Raw genomic sequence first — 25,635 nt, 5'->3', positions numbered from 1 at the left:
GGGCGCGGCCATCCAGCCGCGCCCCATTTCTCATTCGAACGATCTCAGGCGGCGTCGCGGTCGCCGTTGATCTCGACAAGCTGGCCGCCGTTGATGGCGATCTTCTTCGGCTTCATTGCCTCCGGAACTTCGCGCACCAGTTCGATGGTCAGCAGGCCGTCAGCCAGATCGGCCTTCTCCACCCGCACGAAATCGGCGAGTTCGAAGCGGCGTTCGAAGCTGCGGTTGGCGATGCCGACATGCAGGAAGCGCGCGCGCTCGCCGCCTTGCGCCTCTTCCTTCCGCCCGGTCACCTGGAGCAGGTTTTGCTGGGCCGTGATGTCGATCTCATCCGTGCGGAAGCCCGCCACGGCCAGTGTGACGCGATAGCGATCCTCGGAGAGACGCTCGATGTTGAAGGGGGGGTAATTGTCGCCTTGCTGCAACCGCGCGTTATTTTCGATCAGGTCGAACAGACGGTCGAAACCCACGGTGGAGCGGCGATAGGGGGTCAGGTCAAAACCACGCATTGTCATAATCTCCCAAAGAGCAAAATGAACCTGCCGGACCCGAAACAAGGCATCCGGCGAACCATGTCCGACCCCATATGGCGGCCGGACGCATTCGATATGGTTCGATGGAAGAGCGTTTCAAGAGGATTTTGAAACGGGAAATGCGTCCGAAAGAAAAGTACCCGGGCCGTGCGTTCACGACCCGGGTACTAATGGACGATTGCTCGTCTCCCCCTTGGCCTGCCTCAACCGTTTCTTAGCCCCCTAAGCTCGAAACGGGATGCAGTATCCCTGAACCACGGCCATTTACCTGTGCTTCGAGGCCTTGCTATGGGCAGAGGAGGCCGCTGTCACGGGCTATTTCCGGCGCCTGTGATTTTACCGATGGGGCTGTGGCTCCCGTGCAACAATCCGCTGATGCTTGCCGTCGGTCGAGAGCGTGCTAGACGGTCTGTCCTATCCCAATAAGAGGCCGTCCGCGCCGTCATGATTCTATCCCGATACGAACGCATGATCGCCAAGCGTTACCTGCTGCCCGGCAAGGGGGAGGGGTTCATCTTCCTGGTTGCGGGCATCAGCCTGGTGGCGGTGATGCTGGGCGTGGCGGCGCTCATCATCGTGATGAGCGTGATGAACGGCTTTCGCGCCGAACTGTTCGACAAGATCGTCGGGCTCAACGGCCATGCCGTTGTTCAGGGCTATGGCGGGCGGTTGCCGGACTGGAAGGCGGTGTTGAAGGAGGCGAAGGCGACGCCCGGCGTCACCAGCGCCACGCCGCTGATCGAGCAGCCGCTGCTGGGCAGTTTTCAGGGCCGGGTGGAAGCGGTGCTGGTGCGCGGCATGACCGTGAACGACATTCGCAACAACGCCACCCTAAAGGCGAAAGTGGTCGCGGGCAGCCTGAGCGCGCTGACGGCCAATGGAGACAAAGTAGCGATCGGTTCGCGGCTGGCGGAAAATCTGGGCATCCAACTGGGCGACAGCATCACCATCATCAATCCGGCGGGCCGTTCGACCCCCTTTGGTACGGTGCCGCGGCAGGTTTCCTATCAGGTGGCCGCGATCTTCGAAGTCGGCATCTACGATTATGACAAGGCGTTCGTCGTCATGCCGATGGAGGATGCCCAGACCCTGCTGCTGCTGGGCGATGTAGTCGGCATGATCGAGGTCGAGACGGTGAACGCCGACAAGGTCGCCGCCATATTAGAACCTTTGGCCGGGAAAGTTGCGGGAAGGGCGATGGTGACGGACTGGCGGCAGATGAACGCATCCCTGTTCGAAGCGCTGGCGGTGGAACGGGTCGCGATGTTCGTGGTGCTTTCGATCATCGTGCTGGTGGCGGTGTTCAACATCCTTTCGTCGCTGATCATGCTGGTGCGCGCGAAGACGCGGGACATCGCGATCCTGCGGACCATGGGGGCGAGCCGTGTGGGATTGGTCAAGATATTCATGACGGTGGGAGTCACGATCGGCACGCTGGGCATGGCGGCGGGCATGGTGCTGGGCTTCACTTTCCTGTTCTTTCGCCAGAGCGTGGTGAATGCGATCCAGTTCCTGACAGGGCAGAATCTGTGGGATCCCTCGATCCGTTTCCTTACCGAATTGCCTGCCAAGCCTGATCCCGTGGAGATCGCCATCATCTGCCTGATGGCGCTGATCTTCAGCTTTCTGGCGACGCTTTATCCCGCGTTCAAGGCCGCCAATACCGATCCCGTGCAGGTGCTGCGTTATGAATGACATATTGAAGGTCGGGGGCCTCAAGCGCAGCTTCACCCAAGGCGGCGTCACCATAGAGGTGCTGCGCGGCGTCGACCTGTCGGTTGCGCCGGGGGAGATCGTGGCGTTGCTCGGCCCGTCGGGATCGGGGAAATCGACGCTGCTCCAGGCGGTGGGATTGCTGGAGGGCGGCTTCGACGGATCGATCCGCATCGCGGGCGAGGAAGCGGCGAAGCTGGACAATGACGGGCGGACGCGGTTGCGCCGGGACGCGCTGGGTTTCGTCTATCAATTCCACCATCTGCTGCCGGACTTCAACGCGGTGGAGAATGTCATATTGCCGCAGGTGATACGAGACACCGACATGACGACTGCCCGTGCCCGCGCCGAATCCCTGTTGGGATCATTGGGCCTTGGCCATCGGCTGGAGCATCGGCCGAGCCAGCTTTCGGGCGGCGAGCAGCAGCGCGTGGCCGTGGCGCGGGCGCTCGCCAACCGGCCCGCGCTGGTGCTGGCGGACGAGCCCACCGGCAATCTGGACGAGCGGACCGCCGATGTCGTGCTGGCCGAATTCCTGCGCCTGGTGCGGGAGGAAGGCTCCGCCGCGCTGGTGGCGACCCATAATGAACGGCTGGCCGAGAAGATGGACCGGGTGGTCCGCCTTCACGAAGGACTGCTGGAGGATGTTTCAGGCCAGGTGTGACGCCGTATCCCGGACCGTCGCGATGACGATCTGGTTGCGGCCCTGGTTCTTCGCCCGGAGCAGCGCGGCGTCGGCCGTTCGCACCAGCGTCTCCGCCCGCCCGTGGTCTGGGAAGACGGCAAGGCCGAAGGATGCGGTGACCGGCCCCAATTCCTCGCCGCGATGCTCGACGCGCAGTTCCTGCAATTTCTGCTGCACCTGGATGGCGCGGTCGATCGCCTGATCCTGCGCGAAGCCGGGCATGAGCAGCAGGAATTCCTCGCCGCCCAGGCGGAAAGCGCAATCCTTTTCGCGCAACGCCTCGTTCAGCACCCCGCCCACGGCGCGCAGCACGGCATCGCCCGCATCATGGCCATGGGTATCGTTGAACCGCTTGAAATGGTCGATATCCGCGATCAGGCAGGCGAGCGGCGCCATGGTGGCTTCAGCATGGAGCACCTGCTCCCTGAACACCGCGTCGAAGCGGCGACGATTGGCAAGGCCGGTCAGCGGATCGGCCATAGCCATCTGCCGCAGCGCATCGCGCAGGCGCAGATTGGCGAGCGCCAGGCTGATATTCTCCGCCAGCATCTCCAGATATCTTTCCGTGCGGCCGATTTGGTCGGCAGTCGTGTCATCAGGCTGTTCGACATAGAGCAGGCCGATGCTTTCGCCCTGCGCCGTCAGCGGAATGCAGATGGTGGAGGCCACGATGTTTCCGGCCAGATGTTCGCACGGAATGTCGACCAGTTCCCCGGTCGGCTTGTGAATCTGGCCCCGCCGCAGCGCCCAGCAGGCGGTCGGCGCGAATTCCTCGCCCGACTGGCGGGGCGACAGCCAGTCGCAGGCCTGCGCCATCACATTGCGGCGGGAATCGTGAATATAAAGGCGTCCAGCAAAGCCGGGGGCGATTTCCGGCGCGAAACGCCGGACAACCTCCACCAGATCGCCGATATTGTCGCATCCCTGCAAACGCTGCGTCATGCGCGAAAGCTGGTCCCGCGTGATGCGGTCCGCATCCCTTTCCTGCTCCAGCCTTTGCCTTTCCAGCCCGTTTTCCCGGAAGATGCGGATGGCCTGCGCCATGTCGCCAATTTCGTCGACTTGCGGGAAGTCGGGCGGGACGGCGGCAAAATCCTGCGCCGCCAGACGGGACACGACATCGCTCAGCCGCACCACCGGGCGCAGGATGCGCTGTTTCAGGATGAAATAAAGGACGCACAGGAACAGCAGGGCGGTCGCGCCCAGCATGATTTCCGACATGAAGCGCCATTGCCGCGCCGCATCGGTCGCCTGCCGCACGGTATTTTCCGTGCGCTGGTCCAGCATATATTGAAATTTGCCGATCTGGGCGGCGACGCGATCGAGTTCCCGGCCATATTCGTCGCCGAACAATATCTGGCGCGCTGTTGCCTGGTCGCCGCTTTGGGCGGCCTTGATGGCGGCTTCCTGCTCGTCGATCAGGGCGTCGGCCCAGTGCAGACCGTCCCGCAGCGCCGCGAGTTCGGCAATGCCGGCTCCCTGATCGCGCAGATGGGTGATCCTCTGTTCGACCGAGCGCAATGCCGCCTTTTCCCGGCGATAGGCGATGATGTGAGAGGGGTCGCCCGTGATCGCAAAGGCGCGCGCCTGTTCCGTCAGGCGATAGCTGTCCTCTTCCAGCGTGGCGGTCATCTGGTCGAATAGGGCCCGCTGTTCGACGGCTGCCCGTTCTTTCTCTTCGGTGCTGGAGGCCATCAGCATGACGGCCCCCGACAGCAGCGTCAGGGCCACGGTGGCGCCATAGGCGTAATTGGTGATGGTGGATAAGCGCATAATCCTGCCAAGCTAGACCCAAATTGTTGGAGAGACGTTAACCGGCGGCTGCGGGCTGCCCCATTTTACCCACGACTTTCTTGATCCGGGGGCTGGCGTCGAATCGGCGCTAGTGCCTAGATTGCGGTCATGCCTCATGCCGGTTTCGTCCCCCTTCGCGTCTTTTCATCCTTCACCATGCTGGAAGGGGCGATCGACCCCAAGAAGATCGCGAAGCAGGCCAAAGCGCTGGGTTTCCCGGCGGCGGCCATTACCGACCGGAACGGCCTTTACGGTTCCATGGCCTTTTCCGACGCCTGCAAGGGGGAGGGGGTGCAGCCGGTCATTGGCGCGATGATCGGCGTGGCCCGGCCCGATCGCCCGGCCAATGCGCCGCCGGTGCACGACTGGCTCGCCCTCTATGCCCAGGATGCGGCAGGTTACGACAATCTGTGCGCGCTGGTTTCGATGGCGCATCTGGAACGCCCGGTCGAGGAAGTGCCGCATATCAGCCTGTCTATGCTGGAGGGGCGAACCGATGGCCTGATCGCCCTGACCGCCGGGGGAGAAGGCGCGCTGGCCCGCCTGTTCGCGGAGGACCAGCCCGCCCCCGCGCTTGCCTATGCGAAGCGGCTGGAAGCGCTTTTCCCCGACCGGCTCTATATCGAAATCTGCCGTCGTCTCGACCCGGTGGAGGGGAAGGCGGAGCCGGAACTGCTCGACCTCGCCTATGCCCGCAACCTGCCTTTGGTGGCCACCAACCCCACCTGCTTTGCCGAGCCGCATTTCCATGAGGCGCATGACGTGATGCTGTGCATCGCCGACAGCGCCTATGTCGAGACGCCTGACCGCCGGACCAGTTCGCCCGACGCCTGGATGAAGCCGGCGGCGGAAATGAAACGGCTGTTCGAGGATTTGCCCGAAGCGCTGGCCAATACGCTGGTCGTCGCGCAACGCTGCGCCGTGGCGGCGCCCAAGCGCAAACCCATCCTCCCCAGCCTGGCCGGCGATATAGAGGGCGAGGCGAAGATGCTGCGCGAGCAGGCGGCGGAGGGGCTGGAAGCGCGGCTGGCCAAGGCGGGCATCATCGATGAGGAAGCGCGCAAGCCCTATTTCGACCGGTTGAAGTTCGAAACGGACATCATCATCCAGATGGGTTTTCCGGGCTATTTCCTGATCGTCGCCGACTTCATCAAATGGGCGAAGGATCAGGATATTCCGGTGGGTCCGGGCCGCGGTTCGGGCGCGGGATCGGTAGTCGCCTGGGCGCTGACCATCACCGATCTCGATCCGCTGCAATTAGGACTGCTGTTCGAGCGCTTCCTGAATCCGGAACGCGTTTCCATGCCGGACTTCGACATCGATTTCTGCGAAACCCGGCGCGGGGAAGTCATCCGCTACGTCCAGCAGAAATATGGCGCGGACCATGTGGCGCAGATCATCACCTTCGGAAAGCTGAAGGCGCGGGCCGTGCTCAAGGACACTGGCCGCGTGTTGCAGATGAGCTATGGGCAGGTCGACCGTCTGGCGAAACTGGTGCCCAACCATCCGACCGATCCCTGGACGCTGGAGCGTTCCCTGAACGGCGTGGCCGAATTCCGGGCGGAATATGACAATGACAATCAGGTCAGGCGCCTGATCGACTATGCGATGAAGCTGGAGGGTTTTCCGCGCCACAGTTCCACCCATGCGGCGGGCGTGGTGATCGGGGACAGGCCGCTGTCGCAACTGGTGCCGCTCTATCGCGATCCCCGTTCGGACATGCCGGTGACCCAGTTCGACATGAAATATGTCGAGGGCGCGGGGCTGGTGAAGTTCGACTTCCTTGGCCTCAAGACGCTGTCGGTCTTGCAGAAGGCGGTGCAATTGCTGGCCGGGCGGGGTGTGGAAATCGACCTCAATTCGCTGGGCTGGGACGATCCGGCGGTGTACGAACTACTTCAGCGCGGCGACACGGTGGGCGTTTTCCAGTTGGAATCGGAAGGCATGCGCAAGACGCTGGCCGCCGTGCGTCCGACCAATTTCGGGGACATTATCGCGCTAGTGTCGCTCTACCGCCCCGGCCCGATGGACAATATCCCAATGTTCGGCCGTCGCAAGAACGGGCAGGAGGAGATTGAATATCCACATATTCTCCTGAAGCCGATCCTCGAAGAAACTTACGGCATCTTCGTCTATCAGGAACAGGTGATGCAGGCCGCGCAGATATTGGCGGGCTATTCGCTGGGCGATGCCGACCTGCTGCGCCGCGCCATGGGCAAGAAGATCAAGGCGGAAATGGACGCCCAGCGTGCCCGCTTCGTGGAGGGCTGCGCGAGGAGCGACATCGCGACGGGCAAGGCGAATGAACTGTTCGATTTGATCGACAAGTTCGCGGGCTATGGTTTCAACAAGTCGCACGCGGCCGCCTATGCCCTGCTCGCCTATCAGACCGCCTGGTTGAAGGCGCATTATCCGGCGGAATTCTATGCCGCGTCCATGGCGTTCGATATCCACCTGACGGATAAGCTGACAGTGTTCGTGGACGATATGCGGCGGATGGGGCTGGCCTGCCTCGCCCCCGACATCAACCGCAGTCAGGCGGATTTCTCTGTCGAGGCGATCGAGCAGGAAGGCGACGATCCGCGTCTGGGCTTTGCCGTGCGCTATGCCTTGGGCGGCCTGAAAGGCGTGGGCGAAAAGGCGATGGAGCAATTGGTGGCCGAGCGGGAGGCGGGCGGTCCGTTCAAGTCGCTGGACGATTTTGCCGACCGCATCGAGCCGCGCCTGCTCAACCGGCGGCAGTTGGAAAGTCTGGCGGCGGCGGGCGCGTTCGATGGCGTGCATGCTGACCGCGCGGGCGTGCATGCGGCGGCGGAAACGATCCTCAGCGTGGCCTCCAGCGCGGCGGAGGCGCGGGAAAGCGGGCAGGGCGGCCTGTTCGGGGATGTCGAAACGCCGCATGCTGATGTCCGCATCCCACCCCATCAGACTTGGTCGACGGCGGACCGCATGGCGCAGGAGAAGGATGCGTTCGGCTTCTATTTCTCCGCCCATCCGGTCGACCGCTACCGCCATCTGGCCGAGGCGCGGGGCGCGAAAAGCTATGGCGCCATCTGTGCCGAGCCGGTGGCCGAGGGTGGCCGGGCCAACGGCGTGATGGCAGCCATGGTGGAGGATGTGCGCTGGCGCGAGACGAAGCGGGGTGCGCGATATGCCGCCGCCACCTTCTCCGACAGCAGCGGGCAGTTTCAGGCAAGCTGCTTCGACGAAGATGCCTGCCGGGCGATAGAGGATATGGCGCGGGAGGGCGATTGCGCCCTGCTGATGGTGGAACTGGATCGCCTGCCGGGCGAGGAAACGCCGCGCGTGACCATCAGGGGCATCGAGCCTTTCCGGCAACTGGCCAATAGCTCCCGCATGGAATTGGTCGTGGATGTCAGCGATGCGGTGGCCATCGATGCCCTGGCGCAATTATTGGCGCGGGCAAGGGGAGGACGCAGCGAGGTGTTCCTGCGGGCGCCGGTGGGCGACGGGAAGGCGGCGCGCCTGTTCCTGGGCGACGATTATCTGATCGGCGCGGATCAGGTGGACAGCATCGCCACGATCCCCGGCCTGCGCATCGGCTCCTTCGAACGGATGGAGGCCAAGGCGGACGGCTATCGCGCTCGCAACCGGCGGTCGGGGCTGCGGCTGGTGGCTGGCTGAATTTCAGAGGCAATGGCCCCCCTATCGTCGCGGCTAAAAGAGGCTCATCTGGGGGCCGTCCGGCCTGCGGAACAGGTCCGTGCGAAGGGTCACGCGTTGGCCGGTGAAGCCTGCCCGTTTTCGCGCCTTTTGGAAACGGGCGCGGATCAGGTCCGCCCACACGCCCTGACCACGCATCCGGCTGCTGAAATTCGGGTCGTTGTCGCGGCCGCCCCGAATGTCGCGGATGATGGCCATCACTTTGGACGCTCGATCCGGATAATGTTCCGCCAGCCAGGCACGGAACAGGGGAGCGACTTCGTGCGGCAGGCGGACGGGAATATAGCTTGCGTCCCGCGCTCCGGCCGCTGCGACGCGGGCGACGATGCTCTCTATCTCATGATCGGTGATGGCCGGGATGACCGGCGATATGCTGGCGACCACCGGCACCCCGGCCTGCGACAACAGGCGTATCGCCTCCACCCGGCGAAGTGGATGTGGGGCGCGCGGCTCCAATGTTCTGGCCGTCAGCGGATCGAGCGAGGTGACCGAAATCATCACCGCGACCAGCCTCTCCCGCGCCATGGAGGCCAGGAGATCGATATCGTGCAATATGCGGTCGGATTTGGTCGTGATATAGACCGGATGCCGACAGTCCCATAATATTTCAAGGCATTGCCGGGTGATCCTCCAGTCCCGCTCGATGGGTTGATAGGGATCGGTATTGGTTCCCATCGCAATGGGAGACACTTTATGGGCCTTGCCGGAGAGTTCCTTGCGCAGCAGTTCGGCGGCATTGGGCTTGGCGAACAGCTTGGTTTCGAAATCCAGCCCCGGCGACAGATCGTGATAGGCATGGGTGGGGCGCGCAAAGCAGTAGATGCAACCATGCTCGCAGCCCCGATAGGCGTTGATCGACTGGCTGAACGCGATATCGGGAGAGTTGTTGCGGCTGATGATCGTGCGGGGCCGCTCTACGGCGACTTCCGTGCGTCGCCTGGGCGCTACGCCGTCCACGTCCGCCAAGGCATCCAGCCAGTCGCCATCCGCTATTCTTTCCGGCAGGTTGAAGCGGCGGCTTTCGCCGTTCAATGTCGCGCCTCTGCCCTTTTCCGCAGCCATGACGCATTAGAACATAAAGGGAACATTCTGGCAAGTCATCGCCGGATAATCGGCGGCCCGATCAGCGTTCGGTCAGGCGGGGCATCAATTCCACGAAATTGCAGGGCCGGAAACGGCTGTCCAACTGGCTGACCAATATGCCGTCCCATGCATCCTTGACCGCGCCGGTCGATCCGGGCAGCGCGAATATATAAGTGCCCCGCGACACGCAGGCTGTGGCCCGCGACTGGATGGTGGAAGTGCCGATGGTCTGGTAGCTCAGCCAGCGGAACAGTTCGCCGAAGCCGGGGATTTCCTTGTCCTGCACCTGCGCCAGCGCTTCGGGCGTGACGTCCCGCCCGGTCACTCCCGTGCCGCCGGTGGTGATGATGCAGTCGATCTGCGGATCGTCGATCCAGCTATGGAGGCGCGCGACGATGGCGGAGCGTTCGTCCCGCTCGATATAGCGAGCCGCCAGCACATGACCCGCCGTCGCGATGCGTTCGGCCAGAATGTCGCCAGAGCGGTCGTCTGCGGCGGTGCGGCTGTCCGACACGGTCAGCAGTGCGATGCGCACCGGCAGGAAAGGCCGGCTCTCATCGATCGGCATCAGTCGGAACCGCCCGCGATGCTGGCGCTGACATTGGCGCTGGCGATCGGCATTCGGGGCTTCACGCGCACCAGGCGCGACCCCTTGGTTCCCGGAAAGGTCGGCCACAGGCCCTGAGCCATGCCCGCCAGCGAAACCGCGCTGCCCTTCGCCTGGATCTGGTACATCCAGTAGTTGCGCATCACGATGTTCACATAGGCGCGGGTTTCATAATAGGGCAGCGATTCGATGAACAGCAGCGGATCGCCATTGTCCTTCACTTCGCTGTTCCATCGCTCGACCGGCACCGGACCGGCATTATAGGCGGCCATCACCTTGGGCAGCAGCCCGCCGGTCGCGCTCATGTCGCGCAGATTTTCTAGATAGCGCTGGCCATATTCCATATTGGTCGAGGGCACGAACAACTGGTCTGACGCGGCGAGCCCCATCAGATTGCCCGTGCTGGGCAGCACCTGCATCAGGCCGCGCGCGCCCGCGCTGCTGACGACATCGCGGCGGAAACCGGATTCCTGAAGCATATGGGCATAGATTAGTGCAGGATCGACACGCCAACCGCCGTCCGGCCGCCAATCGGGGGCAGGGAAGCGGGCGAAGCTGCCCGGCTGCTTGCCCGCCGGGCCGTTATGGGCGAGCCAAAGCTGCGTTTCCGGCAGGCTGAGCGCTCCGGCCAGGCGAAGCAGGGCGTCATATTGCCCGGTCCCGCCAATCTTCGCCTGATAGCGAAGCATCTGGTCGGCCCGCGCATTTTCGCCAATCGCGTTCAGGGCGATGGCGGCACGGACATTGGGGCTGTCCTTGATCTGCTGCCATTCCACCGCGCTGAAACGGGGGGCGACCGGCGCGCCCAGCGGCACCGCCAGCGTTTCACGCGCCAGCAGGCCGTAAAAGCTCTCGTCCGAACGGGCGGCTGTCTTCAGCAGAGCCTCGACCCTCTCCGGCTCTCCGCACAGCATATAGGCGCGCGAGGCCCAATAGGCGCCCGCAGCCCGCATGTCGCTATTGCCCGCAAGCGCCGCGACATTGCCGAAGGCAGGCGCCGCGGCGCGGCAGTCATTCTGGCGCCAGGCCGCCAGACCGGTCGTCCAATAGGCCTGAACCGCCCAATCGCCGCCGCTGCGGCTTTCCAGTGCCCTTGCCGCCATGCGTCGGGCATTGGCATCGTCGCTTTCGATATAATAGGCCCAAGCGATGCGCTGCCGCACTTCGGTCAGGCCGTCGGGGGTCAGGCCTGCTTCGCCGGTGAGCAGCAGGGCTTCGGCGCCGGCCGGATCGTCATTCTTGATGAAGGGCTGGATCTGGCCGACCAGTGCCTGCGCCAGGACATCGGTCTTGACCGCGGGCACATATTCGCGGCGCGGCGCGCTGCCCAGCCAGACCATCTTCTGCACCTGCGGCAGAGTGGGCAGGATCGTCGCGCCCCGCTTCTGCGCCAGCCGGGAAAGCTGATCCGCTTTGTCCAACCAAGGCGCCTTGCCGATCAGGTCGAGCAGCTCGAACAATTCGACCTTGGGCGAATTCTTGCTGAGATAAAGGTCGGCCAATGCAACGGGTCGGAAGCTGTCCTGCGCGTCTAGGGCGGCGATCATCGCCCTGGCATCCGTCCATTTCTGGTCGCGCAGGGCGGCGTAAATGGCGCCGTAGCGGCTCTTGTCGGCATCGCTCAACTGGAGCGGGGAGGAAGAAATATCCCTGGAAACGGCCGGGGCCGACAGGGCGGTTTCGGCCTTCGCGGGCATGGCGGCCAGCGCGGCGCAGGCGATGGCAGCCAGGCAGGACGAACGGGTCAGGGCGCGAATCACTCGGACATTTCCTCAATCAAACCTTGCAGCACACGCCAACATTCTGCCTTTGCCGCGGGTTGGCCAAGCAGCAAACGCGGGTGAAATGTGGCGAAGGCGGGTAAGGTGCCGCTATCATGGTTAAATATCCGTGAACCAGCATCAGGCAACAGGCTGCGGATGGTCCGGTCGCCCAGCAGCAATAACCGTCGCGGCGCGGCAAGCATCACATGCGTGCGCATTCGCGCCGCTGCGGCCGCCAGATCGGACGCCTCGACCATGGCGCCCGGCGGCCGGGACAGGAAAAGGGACGCCAGGTGAATGTCGGCGCGCTTCAGTCCGATCGCCCGCAACATCCCGTCGAATAACTGCCCTGCGCGATCGCTGAGCAGCGTTCCGGCCGCCACGTCGGCAGGGTCCGGCATGTCGGTGATCACCATGAGCGGCGCTTCGGCCGGTCCTTCCGGCAGGATCATGGCGCCCGGCCACCGCTGTTCCGGTTGCACCGCATCCTCCGAAAGCCAGGTCAGGAAGGTGGCGAAGGAAGCCGGTTTTGCGGGAGCGTGGGCGGGCACGGGACCGTCGTCGCCGACCGAAATCGCGGGCCGGGCAGGCGTCTGGGCGGGGCGCAGCCAATCGACCGGCTCCTCGCCGACCGCGCAATCCACGCCGGCCAGATTCCACCATGCCATAAAGGCATTGGCGGCGTCCGCCGCATTTTCCCGCAATAATCCCCGCATCGATTGTCTTGGGCCAGAGGTTGACGCCGTGGTCAAGTTTCTTCATCGCCCACAATGTCAAAACGTTTGGGTAGCGCGGCGACCGGATTGGGGAGGAAAACCGACGGCGCCAGCAATTTGGAGGAATTATGAGCGAACGGGATTCGATGCCCTATGACATCGTCATTGTCGGCGGCGGCCCGGCGGGGCTGTCATCGGCGATCCGATTGAAGCAGTTGGCGAACGATGCGGGGCAGGAACTGTCGGTTTGCGTGCTGGAAAAAGGGTCGGAAATCGGCGCGCACATCTTGTCGGGCGCGGTGATCGATCCGAAGGCGCTGGACGAACTCTTCCCCGAATGGCGGGACATGGGCTGCCCGATGGCGGAAGTGCCGGTGACGGACAACCAGCACTGGTTCCTGACCAAGACCGGCAAGATGAACATGCCGCACATCATGACGCCGGGCTGGATGCACAATAAGGGCACCTATACCGGATCGCTGGGCAATCTCTGCCGCTGGCTGGCCGAACAGGCCGAGGGCCTGGGCGTGGAGATATTCCCCGGCTTCGCGGCGGCGGAAATCCTCTATCATGAGGACGGATCGGTGAAGGGCGTCGCTACCGGCGACATGGGCATCGACCGTGAAGGCAATCGCAAGGGCGATTATCAGCCGGGGCTGGAACTGCACGCGAAATACACCTTCTTCGCGGAGGGCGCGCGTGGTCATCTGACCAAGATATTGAAGCGCCAGTTCGCGCTCGATGCCGATAGCGAGCCGCAGGTCTATGGCCTGGGCATGAAGGAATTGTGGGATATCGATCCCGCCAAGCACAAGCCGGGCCTGGTCATCCACAGCCAGGGCTGGCCGCTGACGGACGCCTATGGGGGCGGTTTCCTCTATCATCAGGCCAATGGACAGGTCGCGCTGGGCTTCGTCGTGGGCCTTGGTTATCGCAACCCGCACCTCTATCCGTTCGAGGAATTCCAGCGCTGGAAGCAGCATCCGGAAATCCGCAAGTTTCTGGAGGGCGGCCGTCGCGTCTCCTACGGCGCACGTGCGATCAACGAGGGCGGCTGGCAGTCGATCCCGACGCTGGCCTTCCCCGGCGGCGCGCTGATCGGCTGTTCGGCGGGCTTCGTCAACGTGCCCCGCATCAAGGGCACGCATACGGCGATGAAGTCGGGCATGCTGGCGGCGGAATCCGCCTTCGCGGCGATCCGCGCCGAACGGTCGGGCGACGTGCTGGACGATTACGAGCCGACGCTGCGGTCAAGCTGGATCGCGACCGAATTGCAGCTCGTGAAGAATGCCGAGCCGCTCCTCAGCAAGTTCGGCAATACCATCGGCACGGTGCTGGCGGGCATCGACATGTGGATGCGCACGCTGAAGATCGGCCTGCCCTTCACGATGAAGCACAAGCCCGATGCCGAGAAGCTGTGGACCAAGGATCACGCCCGCAAGATCGACTATCCCAAGCCAGACGGCGTGATCAGCTTCGACCGTCTGTCTTCGGTGTTCCTGAGCAACACCAATCATGAGGAAGACCAGCCGGTCCATCTGCAACTGAAGGATCCGGCAATCCCGATTTCCTACAACCTGCCCCTTTATGACGAGCCGGCGCAACGCTATTGTCCGGCGGGCGTCTATGAGGTGGTCGGTCTGGACGAGGGCAATCCCCGGTTCCAGATCAACGCGCAGAATTGCGTCCACTGCAAGACGTGCGATATCAAGGATCCGACCCAGAACATCAACTGGGTCGTGCCGGAAGGCGGTGGAGGACCGAACTATCCGAACATGTAGGCGCCTATTTGCCGCAATGCTGCTGATGCTGCCCGTCGCGGCGGGCGCATCGGTGGATCCCGGCAACGCATTGCATGCCTATATGCGGGGGCGTCTGGCCGATGGCGATGGCGCTCCCGGCCTTGCCCTCGACAACTATCGAGCGGCGCTGGCGGGCGATCCAGCCAGTCTGGAGGTGGCCCGGCGTTCCTATTTCCAGGCGGTGATCAGCGGCGACATGCCGCTGGCGCTGCGTTCCACCGCGGTGCTGGAACGCGACGGCCTGCTGCCCCGCGACGGCACCTTGCTCCAGATCGCCGGGGCGCTGAACCGGAAGGATTGGCCGGGCGCCCGCCTGCTCGTGGACCGGATGGTTGCAGAAGGGAATTTCGCTTTTCTCGCGCCGATCATGCGAAGCTGGATTTCGGTGGGAGAGGGGCGATATGCGCCGCCGGTCATCGATTCCGCCGACCGTTTCGCATCACTGGCGAGACGTTATCTGGACGAGCATCTGGCTCTTCAGGCCTTGCGGAACGGCGAAAGCGCGCAGCCCATGATTAACCGCGCCCTGTCCTTGCGGACGAGTGGGGTGGACCTGTCGCGGCTGCTCTTCGCGGGGCAGTTGGCCGCACGTGGCGCTAAGGCGGAGGCGTTGGCGCTCCTGCCCGAAGATCAGGCGAATTTCGCGCAGGCCCGGAAGGACATCGCCAGCGGCAAGGCGTCCGCGATCCATGGCAAGGCCCTGACGGCCGGGCAGGGTTTCGCCCTTCTGCTGCTCCGTCTGGCGTCGGACATTTCGTCGGACGGGAGCACGGGAACGCTGGGCATCCGCCTTGCGCGCATCGCCGCCTTCGCCGATCCCGACGGCCCTGCCGCCCATATCGTCGCCGCGGACCTGCTGAGCCGCGCCGGTCACGCCGCCTATGCGGTGGACGAGGCGCGGGCGGTTCCCGCCAATGGCTGGTACGGGGCGCTGGCGCAGGCCGAACTGGTCGAGGCGCTGGCGGTGGCGGACAAGCGGACGGAGGCGATCGCTCTCGCCCGCGCTCTGGCGGCCGTGCCGCATGCTGAACCGGAACGCCATGTGCGGCTGGGCCAGTTGCTGGCGCAGGAGAAGGATTTCGATGGCGCAGCCTCCGCCTTCCGCGCCGCACAGGCGGGCTATCCGGCCGATGCCGTTCCCTGGGCGCTGCTTCTGTTCGAGGGTAGCGCACTTGAACAGGGCGCGCATTGGAACGAAGCGCGGGCGGTGCTGGAGCGGGCGGCCAGGCTGGCTCCGGACGAGCCGACCATACTCAATTATCTGGGCTATGCGCAGATAGAGCGGCGGCAGAATATGGATTCGGCGCTGGAATTGCTGAAAAAGGCGAGCGCCCTGAAACCTGAGGATGCGTCGATCACGGATTCGCTGGGCTGGGCGCAGTTCGTGACCGGAGACATCGACGCCGCCGTGCCGGTGCTGGAGCGGGCCGCGGCAGGAGCCCCCTCCGACGCGACCATCAACGAACATCTGGGCGATGCGCTCTGGGCGGCGGGGCGGCGTTACGAGGCGCGTTATGCCTGGCGCGCCGCCGCCGTCTTTGCCGAGGGGGAGACGGCGCAGCGTCTGGCGGCCAAGACCAAAGAGGGGATGAAGCCCGAATATGCCGCACGTTGACGCGGAAGGGGCCGCCACCTGCTCGGCGGATGCGGGCGAACTGGTGGAAACCGCCTTTGCCAAGATCAATCTGGCGCTGCACGTCCGGCACAAGCGTGCGGATGGCTATCATGCGCTGGAAAGCTTGTTCGTCTTCACCGAATTGGGCGACAGGCTGTCGGGCCGCACCCGGCCGGATGGGGCGATCAGCCTGGACATTGACGGCCCCTTCGGTTCGGAACTGGACGCAGGCCTCGGCAATCTGGTGATGAAGGCGGCCCTCGCCTTACAATCTCATTTGGGGGAAGGCCATGGCGCTGACCTGAGGCTGAGCAAGATGCTGCCCGTCGCATCGGGCATTGGCGGCGGTTCCGCCGACGCCGCCGCCACGCTTCGGTTGCTCGCCCGGCTCTGGCATGCGCCTTTGTCCGACGAGACGCTTGAACGGATTGCCCTGTCCCTCGGCTCCGACGTTCCAGCCTGCGTCAGCAGCGTTTCGCGGATGGTGCGGGGGCGGGGCGAAGTGCTTGAGCAGCGGGCGATCGCTGGGCTGTCCGGCACGCCTATCCTGCTCGTCAATCCGGGTGTCGCCCTGTCCACTGCCAGGGTTTTCGGCGGCTGGGATGGGGGGGATCGCGGCCCACTGGCGGCGAGCGAACTGGAGCAGGTGATTACGGCCGGACGCAATGATCTGGAGGCTCCGGCCATGGCGGCGGCGCCGGTCATCGCGGATGTGCTGGCGGCGTTGCGGGCATGCGAGGGTGTGCGCCTCGCCCGCATGTCGGGATCGGGCGCGACCTGCTTCGCATTGTTCGAGACGGATCGCCACAGCGCCCAGGCGGCGGAAAGGCTGCGCGCCGGTCATGGCGGATGGTGGATCGCGGAAACAAGGATCAGGACGGAATGAGCGAGGCGTTCAGGCAGGTCGATGGTGGCGATCTCGACATATTGATCATCGCGGACCATGCCTCCGCCCATGTTCCGGACGATGTCGATCTAGGAATCGACGTCGCCTTGCTAAAAGATCATATCGCCGTCGACATCGGCGTGGCGGAGGTCAGCGACCTGCTGGTCCGGCAATTGGGTTGCAAGGCCGTGATGGGCGGCGTTTCCCGCCTGGTGATCGATCTCAACCGGGAGGACGACGCGCCGGGCCTGCTGCCGGTGATGAGCGACGGCCATGCCATTCCGGGCAACCGCCATGCCGACCTGAACGAGCGGATGCTCCGCTTCCATCACCCCTATCATCATCATGTCGCCAGACTTCTGGACGGCATGTCCTCTCCGTTCATCCTGTCCGTCCACAGTTTCACGCCCCGGCTGGCCAGCGATCCCGGTCAGCAGCGCCCCTGGGAGATCGGCGTCCTCTATAATGAGGACGACAGGGCCGCCCGCATCGCCATTCCCCTGCTGGAGGCTGCGGGGCTTAGGGTGGGGGACCAGTTGCCCTATTCGGGCAAGGTGCTGAACGCCACGATGAACCGCCATGCGGAGGGCAATGGCATCCCTTATCTTGGCATAGAGATGCGGCAGGATCTGGTGGGCGATGCCGATGGGCAGAGGCGATTTGCCGCCATACTGGCGCCCATCGCCCTGGAATGCCGCAACCGGCTTGCCTGACGGGCGGCGGTATCGGATGATGGGCATCATGCGTCCCAACCGCGCCTTGAAGGGGAGCCTGCTGTTATGCCTGGCCTTGGCCGCATGTGGGCGTTCATCGAATCTAGCCGGGCAGGAAACCATATCCTGCGCGATTGGCGTCGGTGCCGCATGGCGCGACGATTGTCCCGTCGAACGGGCACGCGACCTTCTGACTGTCCGCCATGCCGACGGAGGCTTTCGCCGCTTCCGGATCGTGCATGACGGACGCGGCGTCGTCCCGGCCGATGGGGCGGAGCGCGCCGATATCCGCATTGCGGGCAAGGATGCGATCGAATTGAGCATCGGACAGGATCGATACCGCGTGCCTGTGCGCTTCGCCGAGGGTGGGAAATGATGCGGGACCACGCAATCCTGACGGCGGCGCAGATGCGGGATGCGGAACAGGCGGTTATTGCCGGAGGCGTCCCCGAATATGCCCTGATGGAACGGGCGGGCGCAGCCGCTGCGGAGATCGTCTGGCGATCGGGCGGGAAGCGCGATCTGCTGGTCCTGTGCGGGCCCGGCAATAATGGCGGGGACGGTTTTGTGATGGCGCGGCTGCTGCGGGAGCGGGGCGTGCCGGTTCGGGTGGCGGCTCCGGGCGATAGCCGCACGGACTCCAGCCTGAAGGCGCGTGCCGCCTGGGGCGGGCCGGTGGAGACGCTGGCGGACGCCGCGCATGCGACGCAGATCGTCGATGCGTTGTTCGGTACGGGATTGACGCGGGGGCTGGACGCGGAACTGGCCGGACGATTGCGGCAATTCACGGAACGGGCCAGTTTCAGCTATGCTGTGGATTTGCCGAGCGGAGTGCGGACGGATACGGGCGAATTGCTTTCCGACGTGCCGACAATGGGGGTCTGCATCGCCCTGGGCGCCTTCAAGCCTGCCCATATGCTGCAACCGGCCGCAGGCCGCTGGCGGAGGCTGGTCTGCGCCGATATCGGCATCGATGTTTCCGGCGCGACAATTCATCGGCTGTCGGCGCCGCAATTGCATCCCCCCGGCCCCTTCGCGCACAAATATAGCCGGGGGCTGGTCGCCATCGTCGGCGGGGAAATGGCGGGAGCGGGCCTGCTCGCCAGCCAGGCGGCGGCGCGCGCCGGGGCGGGCATGGTCCGGCATATCGTTCAGGACGCGGTTCATCAGGGGCCGGGGGCCATCATCGCGCAACATGCCGCCGATGCCGCCGATGTCGCGGTATCGTTGAAGGATTCCCGGATCAGGGCGGTTCTCGTCGGACCGGGGCTGGGGCGCGAGGGGCGCGCTTCGGATCGATTGAAGGCGGCGATGGGCGCCGGGCACCCGCTCGTCCTGGATGCCGATGCATTGTCCTTGCTGGCCGGGGAGGGGGCGGACGCCATTCCTCCGGGCGCGGTCCTGACGCCTCATGAGGGCGAATTCACCCGCCTGTTCGGGGATTTGCCGGGGAGCAAGATCGACCGGGCGCTGGCGGCGGCGAAGCGGACCCGCTCGATCCTGATCTACAAGGGAAGCGACAGCATCGTTGCCGCGCCTGACGGGCGAGCGGTCCTATCTCCGGCCAGTTCCTCCTGGCTTTCCACGGCGGGGACGGGCGATGTCCTGGCGGGGTTGGTCGCCGGGCGGCTGGCGGTCACCGGCGATGGGTTTCAGGCGGCTTGCGAAGCGCTATGGCTGCATGGAGAGGCTGCGCGGCGGGCTGGCGCGGCTTTTATCGCGGACGATTTGCTTGCGGAGCTGCCAGCGGCTATCGCCTCCCGCCTGTGACCGAATTCGATACCGATATCATCGTCCGCATCGCCGCCAAGGGCGATGGCGTGACCGCCAATGGCCGCCATGTACCGCTCGCCGCGCCGGGGGACCGGATCGGGGCGGACGGCGACATAGTGCGGGGACCGCACCATGTCGATCCGCCATGCGTCCATTTTCCGACCTGCGGCGGATGCGAACTTCAGCATATCGATGATGCCAGCTATGCGGATTTCGTGACGGCGCGTGTCGCTGGGGCCTTGGCGGGGCAGGGGGTGGAACCGGGCATGGTCCTGCCGCCGCATATCTCGCCGCCCAAGGCGCGTCGCCGCGCTTCCTTGAGGGCCAGCAGGCAGGGGCGGAAGATCGTCATCGGTTTCGCGGAATCGGGCAGTCATATGCTGGTCGACCTGACGATGTGCGAGATACTCGACCCGGCGCTGTTTGCTCTGCTGACGCCGCTCAGGTCGTTGTGCGGCGTCATCCTGCCCGACAAGCGCGCCGCGCATGTCCGGATGTCGCTGACCGATCAGGGCGTGGACCTGCTGTTGGAAGGGGTGCGGATCGAGGGACTTGCCGCCGATGAAGCCTTGCTGGCCTTTGCGCGGGAGCAGGGATTGGCCCGGCTGACCATCGATGAAGGCGACGGGCCGCAGACCCGCTGGGAGCCGGAACCCGTCACCGTCAGCTTCGGCGGCGTGCCGGTCGCTTTTCCGCCCTTCGCCTTTCTTCAGGCGACTTCGGACGGCGAAGCAGCGCTGGTCCGCGAGACGCGACAGGCCATGCCCGCGGAGGGCGCTATTGCCGATCTGTTCTGCGGGCTTGGCACTTTTGCGCTGGTTCTGGGATCGAAGCAGCCGGTCTATGCGGCGGAAGCGGCGCGCGACCTTGTTCTTTCGCTGAAATCGGCGGCGAACCGCGCGGGGCGGCGGATGGTTGCGGATCATCGGGATCTGTTCAGGCGGCCGCTGACGCCTGCGGAGATCGATCGTTTCGGCGGTATCGTCATCGATCCGCCCCGTGCGGGCGCCAGGGAACAGGTTTTGCAACTGGCGGCGTCGCATGTGCCGGTCATCGCCTATATTTCCTGCAATCCCGCCAGTTTTGCGCGGGACGCCGCGCATCTGACCGATGGAGGCTATCGGCTGGAGAGTGTGCGGCCGGTGGGGCAGTTTCGTTGGTCGACCCATGTGGAGTTGGTCGGGATTTTCCGGCGCGGATAAAAAATCCCTCGCCGCGGGGGATGCGGCGAGGGATCATGCACCCTCTCCCAAGGGAAGGCCTTCGCCTTTACCCCAGTTTGATGACAGTTGCGCGACGGCGGACCGGCGCGGTGTCGACATAGAGGCTGGCCATCGGCTCGTCCTCCACCTCGATGATCGCTTCCGATGTGAAGCCGTTGAACCCGGTGCGCATCGCCGCGCCATAGGCGCCCAGCATGCCGATTTCGATATAATCGCCCGCCTGTACGTCCTCTGGCAGCATGAAGGGGCCGACCATATGGTCCATGTCGTCGCAGGTCGGGCCGTAGAAAGAGAAGCCGGTCAGTTCCGCCTCGCTCTCTTCCTCCCGCAGCAGGGCCACGGGGAAGCGCCAGCCGATATGCGCCGCGTCGAACAGCGCACCATAGGCGCCGTCGTTGATGTAGAGTTCCGTGCCGCGACGACGCTCCACGCGCACGATGACGGAGCTATATTCCGCCGACAGCGCACGACCGGGTTCGCACCACAGTTCCGACGAATAGCTGACTGGCAGGCTTTCGAAGCCGCGATGGATCGCGTCGAAATAAGCCTCCAGCGCGGGCGGTTCCATGCCGGGATAGACGGACGGAAAGCCGCCGCCGACATCGATGATGTCGACCGTGACGGCCGCATCGACGATCGCGGCGCGGACGCGTTCGATGGCGTCGCTATAGGCCTGCGGCGACATGGCCTGGCTGCCGACATGGAAGCAGATGCCCAGCGCGTCGGCCGCCTGGCGGGTGGCCATCAGCAGTTCGCAGGTTTCGCCCAGTTCGGCGCCGAATTTGGAGGCGAGGCTGAGTTCCGAATGTTCCGACGACACCCGCAGACGGACGCACAGTTCCAGGTCCGTCGCGTCATTGGTGGCGCGCATGATCTTGGCCAGCTCGTCCATCGAATCAAGCGAGAAAGTGCGCACGCCGTGGACGTGATAGGCTTCCGCGACGGCTTCCTCGGCCTTGACCGGGTGCATGAAGCAGAGCTTCGCCTGATCCCCCAGCGTCTCTGCGACAAGGCGCACTTCCGCGATAGACGCCACGTCGAAATGCGTGATGCCCGATGCGAACAGCGTGCGGATCAGATCAGGAGACGGATTCGCCTTGACCGCATAGAGCGAGCGCCCCGGAAACTTCTCCGAAAAGAAGCGGGCGGCCCGGGCCGCGGCCTGGGGACGAACAAGCGTTACCGGTGCTGCCGGTGTGAGGGCGGTTGCTACCCCCAGCGCGCTATGATGCTTGTGCAACTCAAGGGACCTCCAGTGTAGTCGTTGGCAAAGAAGCTGCCTTGCGGTGGAAGTCCCATGGGGCAGCGGAAGGGCGATATATGCTGAGGGGTCCCCCCTGTAAAGCGCGTCCGTAAATTTTGTTGCGCTTGCCGCTATGAAATGTGCGTCAGGAAAGGCGGGACTTGAAATCCTCATATGAAAACTGGCGGATTTGCTTGAGTTCGTCGGTTTCCGAATGCCACAGCCAGATGGACGGCAGGGGCACGCCGTTGAATGTATTGGTCTTTACCATCGAGTAGTGGGCCTGGTCGAGGAAGGCGATCCGCCGTCCCGGAGTCGCGCCGCCGGGGACTCGATAGTCGCCGATGATGTCGCCCGCCAGGCATGAGGGGCCACCGAGTCGAGTGGGCTGGCCTTCCATTTCCTCATGCAGCATGGCGGGGCGATAGGGTGCCTCGATCACGTCGGGCATGTGGCAGGTGGCGGATATGTCGGTGATCGCGACAGGCATGCCGTTGTCGATGACATCCAGTATCTCGCCGATTAGGATTCCGGCGTCGAGCGCCATGGCTTCGCCGGGTTCGATATAGAGTTCCAGGCCGGTCTGCGCCTTGATCCGCTGGAGGAAGGCGATCAGCAGGTCGGTCTGGTAATCGGCGCGGGTGACATGGTGGCCGCCGCCGAAATTGAGCCATTTGAGGCCGCCGACATGGGGCATGACGCGGGCTTCGATTGCGGCCCAGGTGCGTTCCAGCGGCAGGAAATCCTGCTCGCAGAGATTGTGGACGTGCAGGCCGTCGACGCCGTCGAGATGTTCTGGGCGTAGCTGGTCGATGGGGAAACCCAGGCGGCTGTGCGGTTGGGAGGGGTCGTATTTGGGGACTTCGCCCTCCGCATGGAGGGGATTTATGCGCAGGCCGATGTCGAAGTTCACACCGTTCTTGCGAGCATTTTCGATGACCGGGCGCAGGCGGGCGATCTGGCCGGGGCTGTTGAAGATCACATGGTCGGAAATCTTGAGGATTTCGGCCAGATCTTCAGGCTTGTAGGCGGCGCAATAGGTGGCGATTTCGCCGCGATATTCCTCATGGGCAAGGCGCGCTTCGTAGATGCCGGAGGCGCAGACGCCGTCGAGATATTCCGCGATGACGGGGCCAAGGGACCACATGGAGAAGGCCTTGAGCGCGCCCAGCACCTTGATGCCCGCGCGGTCGCCTATGTCGCGCAGGACCGACAGGTTGCGGCGCACCGCCGCCTCGTCCACGACGAAGGCGGGCGAGGGGACGCGGTTGAGGTCGAAATGCGCGAAGGCGGCAGGGTCGCCGGCTTTGGTTTCCATAAATCCTCCGTTCGGGCTGAGCGAAGTCGAAGCCCTTCATCGAACGCAAGTGAGATGCCTTCGCTGGCGCTCAGGCAAGGGCTTCGACTTCGCTCAGCCCGAACGGGGGTGGTGTTGGCGTGAGCTGCGGTTCAGAAATCTAGCGGCGCGTCCAGTTCCTTGACCTGCCATGGCAGGCCATGCTTGTTCAGCATGTCCATGAACGGATCGGGATCGAACTGTTCGATGTTGAACACGCCTTCCCCCTTCCAGGCACCGGTCAGCATCATGGCAGCACCGATCATCGCCGGGACGCCGGTCGTGTAGCTGACCGCCTGGTTGCCGGTTTCGGCATAGGCGTCCTCATGGTCGCAGATATTATAGACATAGATCGTCTTCTGCTGTCCGTCCTTCTGGCCGGTCGCGATGTCGCCGATGTTGGTCTTGCCCTTGGTAGTCGAACCCAGGCTGGACGGTTCGGGCAGGACGGCCTTCAGGAACTGGAGCGGGATGATTTCCTGGCCGTTATAGATGACCGGATCGATGCGGGTCATGCCGACATTCTGGAGCACCTCCAGATGCTTCAGATAGGCGTCGCCGAAGGTCATCCAGAAGCGGATGCGCTTGATTTCCGGATAGAATTTCGCGAGCGACTCCAGTTCCTCATGATACATGAGGTACATGTTCTTTTCGCCCACCTGGTCGAAGTCGAACGGCTGCTTGTGCTTGAGCGCCGGGCCTTCGACCCATTTGCCGCCTTCCCAGTGGCGCGAGGGGGCGGTGACTTCGCGGATGTTGATTTCCGGGTTGAAGTTGGTGGCGAAATGCTGGCCATGGTCGCCGCCGTTGCAGTCCAGAATGTCGAGCGTGTCGATCCGGTCCAGCAGATGCTTCTTGATATAGCTGGCGAACACGCTGGTGACGCCGGGGTCGAAGCCCGAACCCAGCAGGGCCATGATGCCTGCTTCCTTGAACCGCTCCTGATACGCCCATTGCCAGCTATATTCGAACTTCGCCGTGTCGCGGGGTTCGTAATTGGCGGTGTCGAGATAGTCGGTCCTGGTGGCCAGGCAGGCGTCCATGATCGCCAGATCCTGATAGGGCAGGGCGAGGTTGACGACCAGTTTGGGCTGCACCCGTTCGATGAGGGCGACGGTTTCGGCGACATTGTCGGCATCCACCTGCGCCACGTCGATGGTGACGCCGGTGCGGGCCTTCACTGATTCGGCCACCTTCTCGCAGGAGACGATGCGGCGGCTGGCGAGGGTGATATGGCTGAAAATATCAGGGTTTTGGGCCATCTTGTGAACCGCGACAGAACCCACGCCGCCCGCGCCAATGACCAGAACCTTGCTCAATTCAACTGCTCCATAGCTGTGCCGCGCCGATGACGCGAAAGCGCCCATATAGGGACTGTGCGTGACAGCGCAAAGTCAGAGGTTGGAAGCGTGGGATTTGGGTGGAAAGCGGACCTCTCCTATTCCTCCCCACGCTTTGCGTAGGGAGGATTTTGGTTTTTCAGCTTATCAGTCGGCGCAATCCCGCTACCGTGTCCGCCTCCTGCGCGGGTTTGTCGCGGCGGATGCGGGATATGCGGGGGAAGCGCATGGCAAGGCCGGATTTGTGGCGTTTGCTGTCGTGGATGCTGTCGAAGGCGACCTCCAGCACCAGCGACTTTTCGACTTCCCGCACCGGGCCGAAGCGGTTCACCGTATTGGTCCGCACGAAGCGGTCCAGCCATTTCAGTTCCTCATCGGTGAAGCCGCTATAGGCCTTTCCCACGGGCAGCAGTTCGCCCTCCTCCGTCCAGCAGCCGAAGGTGTAGTCCGAATAGAAGGATGAGCGTTTGCCATGGCCGCGCTGCGCGTACATCATCACGCAGTCGGCGGTCAGCGGGTCGCGTTTCCATTTATACCAGAGCGCGGCCCTTCGCCCCGCGACATAGGGGCTGTCGCGGCGTTTGAGCATCACCCCTTCTATCGCGGCGTCGCGGGCACCTGCGCGGATGTCGGCCAGCGTTTCGAAATCGGGCGCTTCGATCAGGGCGGACAGGTCGAAGCGGTGCGGGTCGAGGTGCGGGACGATGGTTTCCAGCCGGGCGCGGCGTTCCTCCCATGCCAGCGGGCGGAGGTCTTCGTCGGCGTCCAGCAATATGTCGTAGAGGCGGACGAAGGCGGGATAGTCTTCCATCATCTTCGCTGTCACCGCCTTGCGGCCCAGCCGTTGCTGGAGCGCGTTGAAGCTGGCGGCTTCGCCCCCCTGAAATTCGCCCTTCACCAGCAGTTCGCCGTCGAGGACGGCATGGTGGCGCAGGGCCTGCGCTATGTCGGGGAAGCTGCCGGTGATGTCGTCTCCGGCGCGGCTGTAAAGGCGGGTTTCGCTGGGCGTGCCGACGATCTGGACGCGGATGCCGTCCCATTTCCATTCGGCGGCATAGTCGGTGAGATCGACGCTTTCCGCCTCCAGCGGGTGGGCGAGCATGAAGGGGCGGAAGAAGGGGGTGCC

The 25,635-nt window shown here is 64.1% G+C and carries 20 protein-coding genes; 10 read left to right on the top strand and 10 right to left on the bottom strand.

Annotated elements, in window-relative coordinates; genetic code table 11:
• Positions 1 to 44: 44 nt before the first annotated feature.
• Complete coding sequence (locus tag BV95_RS10910) at positions 45 to 509, bottom strand: Hsp20 family protein (protein ID WP_037451342.1); 465 nt, start codon at positions 507 to 509, stop codon at positions 45 to 47.
• 468 nt (positions 510 to 977) lie between these two features.
• On the opposite strand from BV95_RS10910, the gene BV95_RS10905 reads away from it, so the two are divergent.
• Positions 978 to 2,228 (top strand): lipoprotein-releasing ABC transporter permease subunit, encoded by a 1,251-nt coding sequence (locus tag BV95_RS10905; protein WP_037451339.1) that lies wholly within the window; start codon positions 978 to 980, stop codon positions 2,226 to 2,228.
• Positions 2,221 to 2,910: an ABC transporter ATP-binding protein gene (locus BV95_RS10900; RefSeq protein ID WP_037451337.1), complete on the top strand. Its 690-nt coding sequence runs from the start codon at positions 2,221 to 2,223 to the stop codon at positions 2,908 to 2,910. The genes BV95_RS10905 and BV95_RS10900 overlap by 8 nt, the downstream gene beginning before the upstream one ends.
• On the opposite strand, the gene BV95_RS10895 is transcribed toward BV95_RS10900, so the two are convergent.
• Positions 2,896 to 4,704 (bottom strand): sensor domain-containing diguanylate cyclase, encoded by a 1,809-nt coding sequence (locus tag BV95_RS10895; protein WP_037451335.1) that lies wholly within the window; start codon positions 4,702 to 4,704, stop codon positions 2,896 to 2,898. The genes BV95_RS10900 and BV95_RS10895 overlap by 15 nt on opposite strands.
• Before the next feature lie 129 nt (positions 4,705 to 4,833).
• Between BV95_RS10895 and dnaE the strand changes: the two genes are divergently transcribed.
• The gene (dnaE, locus tag BV95_RS10890; protein WP_037451332.1) at positions 4,834 to 8,370 is read left to right on the top strand and encodes a DNA polymerase III subunit alpha; all 3,537 of its coding nucleotides are present in this window, start codon (positions 4,834 to 4,836) and stop codon (positions 8,368 to 8,370) included.
• 33 nt (positions 8,371 to 8,403) lie between these two features.
• Here the strand turns inward: dnaE and BV95_RS10885 are convergent, their stop codons facing one another.
• The 4 genes from BV95_RS10885 to BV95_RS10870 all read right to left on the bottom strand — a co-directional run bounded on the left by BV95_RS10885 (position 8,404) and on the right by BV95_RS10870 (position 12,578).
• Positions 8,404 to 9,471, bottom strand: coding sequence for a PA0069 family radical SAM protein (locus BV95_RS10885; RefSeq protein WP_037451329.1), 1,068 nt, complete (start codon positions 9,469 to 9,471; stop codon positions 8,404 to 8,406).
• Positions 9,472 to 9,532: 61 nt separating this feature from the next.
• Positions 9,533 to 10,060, bottom strand: coding sequence for a molybdenum cofactor biosynthesis protein B (gene moaB / locus BV95_RS10880; protein WP_037451327.1), 528 nt, complete (start codon positions 10,058 to 10,060; stop codon positions 9,533 to 9,535).
• A complete protein-coding gene (locus BV95_RS10875) occupies positions 10,060 to 11,859 on the bottom strand; it encodes a lytic transglycosylase domain-containing protein (protein ID WP_037451325.1) in 1,800 nt (599 codons plus the stop codon). The genes moaB and BV95_RS10875 overlap by 1 nt, the downstream gene beginning before the upstream one ends.
• Complete coding sequence (locus tag BV95_RS10870; RefSeq protein ID WP_051749717.1) at positions 11,856 to 12,578, bottom strand: uracil-DNA glycosylase family protein; 723 nt, start codon at positions 12,576 to 12,578, stop codon at positions 11,856 to 11,858. The genes BV95_RS10875 and BV95_RS10870 overlap by 4 nt, the downstream gene beginning before the upstream one ends.
• 128 nt (positions 12,579 to 12,706) lie before the next feature.
• On the opposite strand from BV95_RS10870, the gene BV95_RS10865 reads away from it, so the two are divergent.
• From BV95_RS10865 to BV95_RS10835, 7 genes are read left to right on the top strand one after another with little or no spacing between them, the layout of a single operon-like run.
• Positions 12,707 to 14,359, top strand: coding sequence for an electron transfer flavoprotein-ubiquinone oxidoreductase (locus BV95_RS10865; RefSeq protein ID WP_037451319.1), 1,653 nt, complete (start codon positions 12,707 to 12,709; stop codon positions 14,357 to 14,359).
• Between the two features lie 25 nt (positions 14,360 to 14,384).
• The gene (locus BV95_RS10860; protein WP_174544424.1) at positions 14,385 to 15,995 is read left to right on the top strand and encodes a tetratricopeptide repeat protein; all 1,611 of its coding nucleotides are present in this window, start codon (positions 14,385 to 14,387) and stop codon (positions 15,993 to 15,995) included.
• A complete protein-coding gene (locus BV95_RS10855) occupies positions 15,982 to 16,881 on the top strand; it encodes a 4-(cytidine 5'-diphospho)-2-C-methyl-D-erythritol kinase (protein WP_037451316.1) in 900 nt (299 codons plus the stop codon). Before BV95_RS10860 ends, BV95_RS10855 begins: the two co-directional genes overlap by 14 nt.
• Positions 16,878 to 17,594 (top strand): N-formylglutamate amidohydrolase, encoded by a 717-nt coding sequence (locus BV95_RS10850; RefSeq protein ID WP_037451451.1) that lies wholly within the window; start codon positions 16,878 to 16,880, stop codon positions 17,592 to 17,594. Before BV95_RS10855 ends, BV95_RS10850 begins: the two co-directional genes overlap by 4 nt.
• Before the next feature lie 28 nt (positions 17,595 to 17,622).
• A complete protein-coding gene (locus tag BV95_RS10845) occupies positions 17,623 to 17,970 on the top strand; it encodes a hypothetical protein (protein WP_081873350.1) in 348 nt (115 codons plus the stop codon).
• Positions 17,970 to 19,364, top strand: a complete 1,395-nt coding sequence (locus BV95_RS10840) for an NAD(P)H-hydrate dehydratase (RefSeq protein WP_081873349.1) — start codon at positions 17,970 to 17,972, stop codon at positions 19,362 to 19,364. Before BV95_RS10845 ends, BV95_RS10840 begins: the two co-directional genes overlap by 1 nt.
• Entirely contained in the window at positions 19,361 to 20,569 is a 1,209-nt protein-coding gene (locus BV95_RS10835; protein WP_037451311.1) for a class I SAM-dependent RNA methyltransferase, read from the top strand. Before BV95_RS10840 ends, BV95_RS10835 begins: the two co-directional genes overlap by 4 nt.
• Before the next feature lie 67 nt (positions 20,570 to 20,636).
• On the opposite strand, the gene BV95_RS10830 is transcribed toward BV95_RS10835, so the two are convergent.
• The 4 genes from BV95_RS10830 to BV95_RS10815 all read right to left on the bottom strand — a co-directional run.
• Positions 20,637 to 21,830, bottom strand: a complete 1,194-nt coding sequence (locus BV95_RS10830) for a type III PLP-dependent enzyme (protein ID WP_037451309.1) — start codon at positions 21,828 to 21,830, stop codon at positions 20,637 to 20,639.
• Between the two features lie 148 nt (positions 21,831 to 21,978).
• Positions 21,979 to 23,151 carry a carboxynorspermidine decarboxylase gene (locus tag BV95_RS10825; protein ID WP_037451307.1) on the bottom strand — a complete coding sequence of 391 codons (1,173 nt, stop codon included), beginning with the start codon at positions 23,149 to 23,151 and terminating at the stop codon, positions 21,979 to 21,981.
• 131 nt (positions 23,152 to 23,282) lie between these two features.
• Positions 23,283 to 24,488: a saccharopine dehydrogenase family protein gene (locus tag BV95_RS10820; protein WP_037451305.1), complete on the bottom strand. Its 1,206-nt coding sequence runs from the start codon at positions 24,486 to 24,488 to the stop codon at positions 23,283 to 23,285.
• Positions 24,489 to 24,648: 160 nt separating this feature from the next.
• Positions 24,649 to 25,635 (bottom strand): cisplatin damage response ATP-dependent DNA ligase (locus BV95_RS10815; RefSeq protein WP_037451302.1); only part of this gene is annotated, 987 nt, incomplete at its 5' end.

Source organism: Sphingobium chlorophenolicum (assembly GCF_000722875.1).
In the GTDB taxonomy this organism is placed as follows: Bacteria; Pseudomonadota; Alphaproteobacteria; order Sphingomonadales; family Sphingomonadaceae; genus Sphingobium; species Sphingobium chlorophenolicum.
Note: the sequence above shows the minus strand (reverse complement) of the source record. Positions and strands in the feature narration are given on the sequence as shown.

Excerpts from the sequence above, each read along its gene's own strand:
- BV95_RS10860 (WP_174544424.1), top strand. The coding sequence starts at position 14,385 with ATGCTGCCCGTCGCGGCGGGCGCATCGGTGGATCCCGGCAACGCATTG.
- BV95_RS10840 (WP_081873349.1), top strand. The coding sequence starts at position 17,970 with ATGCGGGACCACGCAATCCTGACGGCGGCGCAGATGCGGGATGCGGAA.
- BV95_RS10895 (WP_037451335.1), bottom strand. The coding sequence starts at position 4,704 with ATGCGCTTATCCACCATCACCAATTACGCCTATGGCGCCACCGTGGCC.
- BV95_RS10885 (WP_037451329.1), bottom strand. The coding sequence starts at position 9,471 with ATGGCTGCGGAAAAGGGCAGAGGCGCGACATTGAACGGCGAAAGCCGC.
- BV95_RS10850 (WP_037451451.1), top strand. The coding sequence starts at position 16,878 with ATGAGCGAGGCGTTCAGGCAGGTCGATGGTGGCGATCTCGACATATTG.
- BV95_RS10825 (WP_037451307.1), bottom strand. The coding sequence starts at position 23,151 with ATGGAAACCAAAGCCGGCGACCCTGCCGCCTTCGCGCATTTCGACCTC.
- BV95_RS10905 (WP_037451339.1), top strand. The coding sequence starts at position 978 with ATGATTCTATCCCGATACGAACGCATGATCGCCAAGCGTTACCTGCTG.
- BV95_RS10845 (WP_081873350.1), top strand. The coding sequence starts at position 17,623 with ATGCGTCCCAACCGCGCCTTGAAGGGGAGCCTGCTGTTATGCCTGGCC.
- dnaE (WP_037451332.1), top strand. The coding sequence starts at position 4,834 with ATGCCTCATGCCGGTTTCGTCCCCCTTCGCGTCTTTTCATCCTTCACC.
- BV95_RS10900 (WP_037451337.1), top strand. The coding sequence starts at position 2,221 with ATGAATGACATATTGAAGGTCGGGGGCCTCAAGCGCAGCTTCACCCAA.
- BV95_RS10855 (WP_037451316.1), top strand. The coding sequence starts at position 15,982 with ATGCCGCACGTTGACGCGGAAGGGGCCGCCACCTGCTCGGCGGATGCG.
- BV95_RS10865 (WP_037451319.1), top strand. The coding sequence starts at position 12,707 with ATGAGCGAACGGGATTCGATGCCCTATGACATCGTCATTGTCGGCGGC.
- BV95_RS10910 (WP_037451342.1), bottom strand. The coding sequence starts at position 509 with ATGCGTGGTTTTGACCTGACCCCCTATCGCCGCTCCACCGTGGGTTTC.
- moaB (WP_037451327.1), bottom strand. The coding sequence starts at position 10,060 with ATGCCGATCGATGAGAGCCGGCCTTTCCTGCCGGTGCGCATCGCACTG.
- BV95_RS10870 (WP_051749717.1), bottom strand. The coding sequence starts at position 12,578 with ATGCGGGGATTATTGCGGGAAAATGCGGCGGACGCCGCCAATGCCTTT.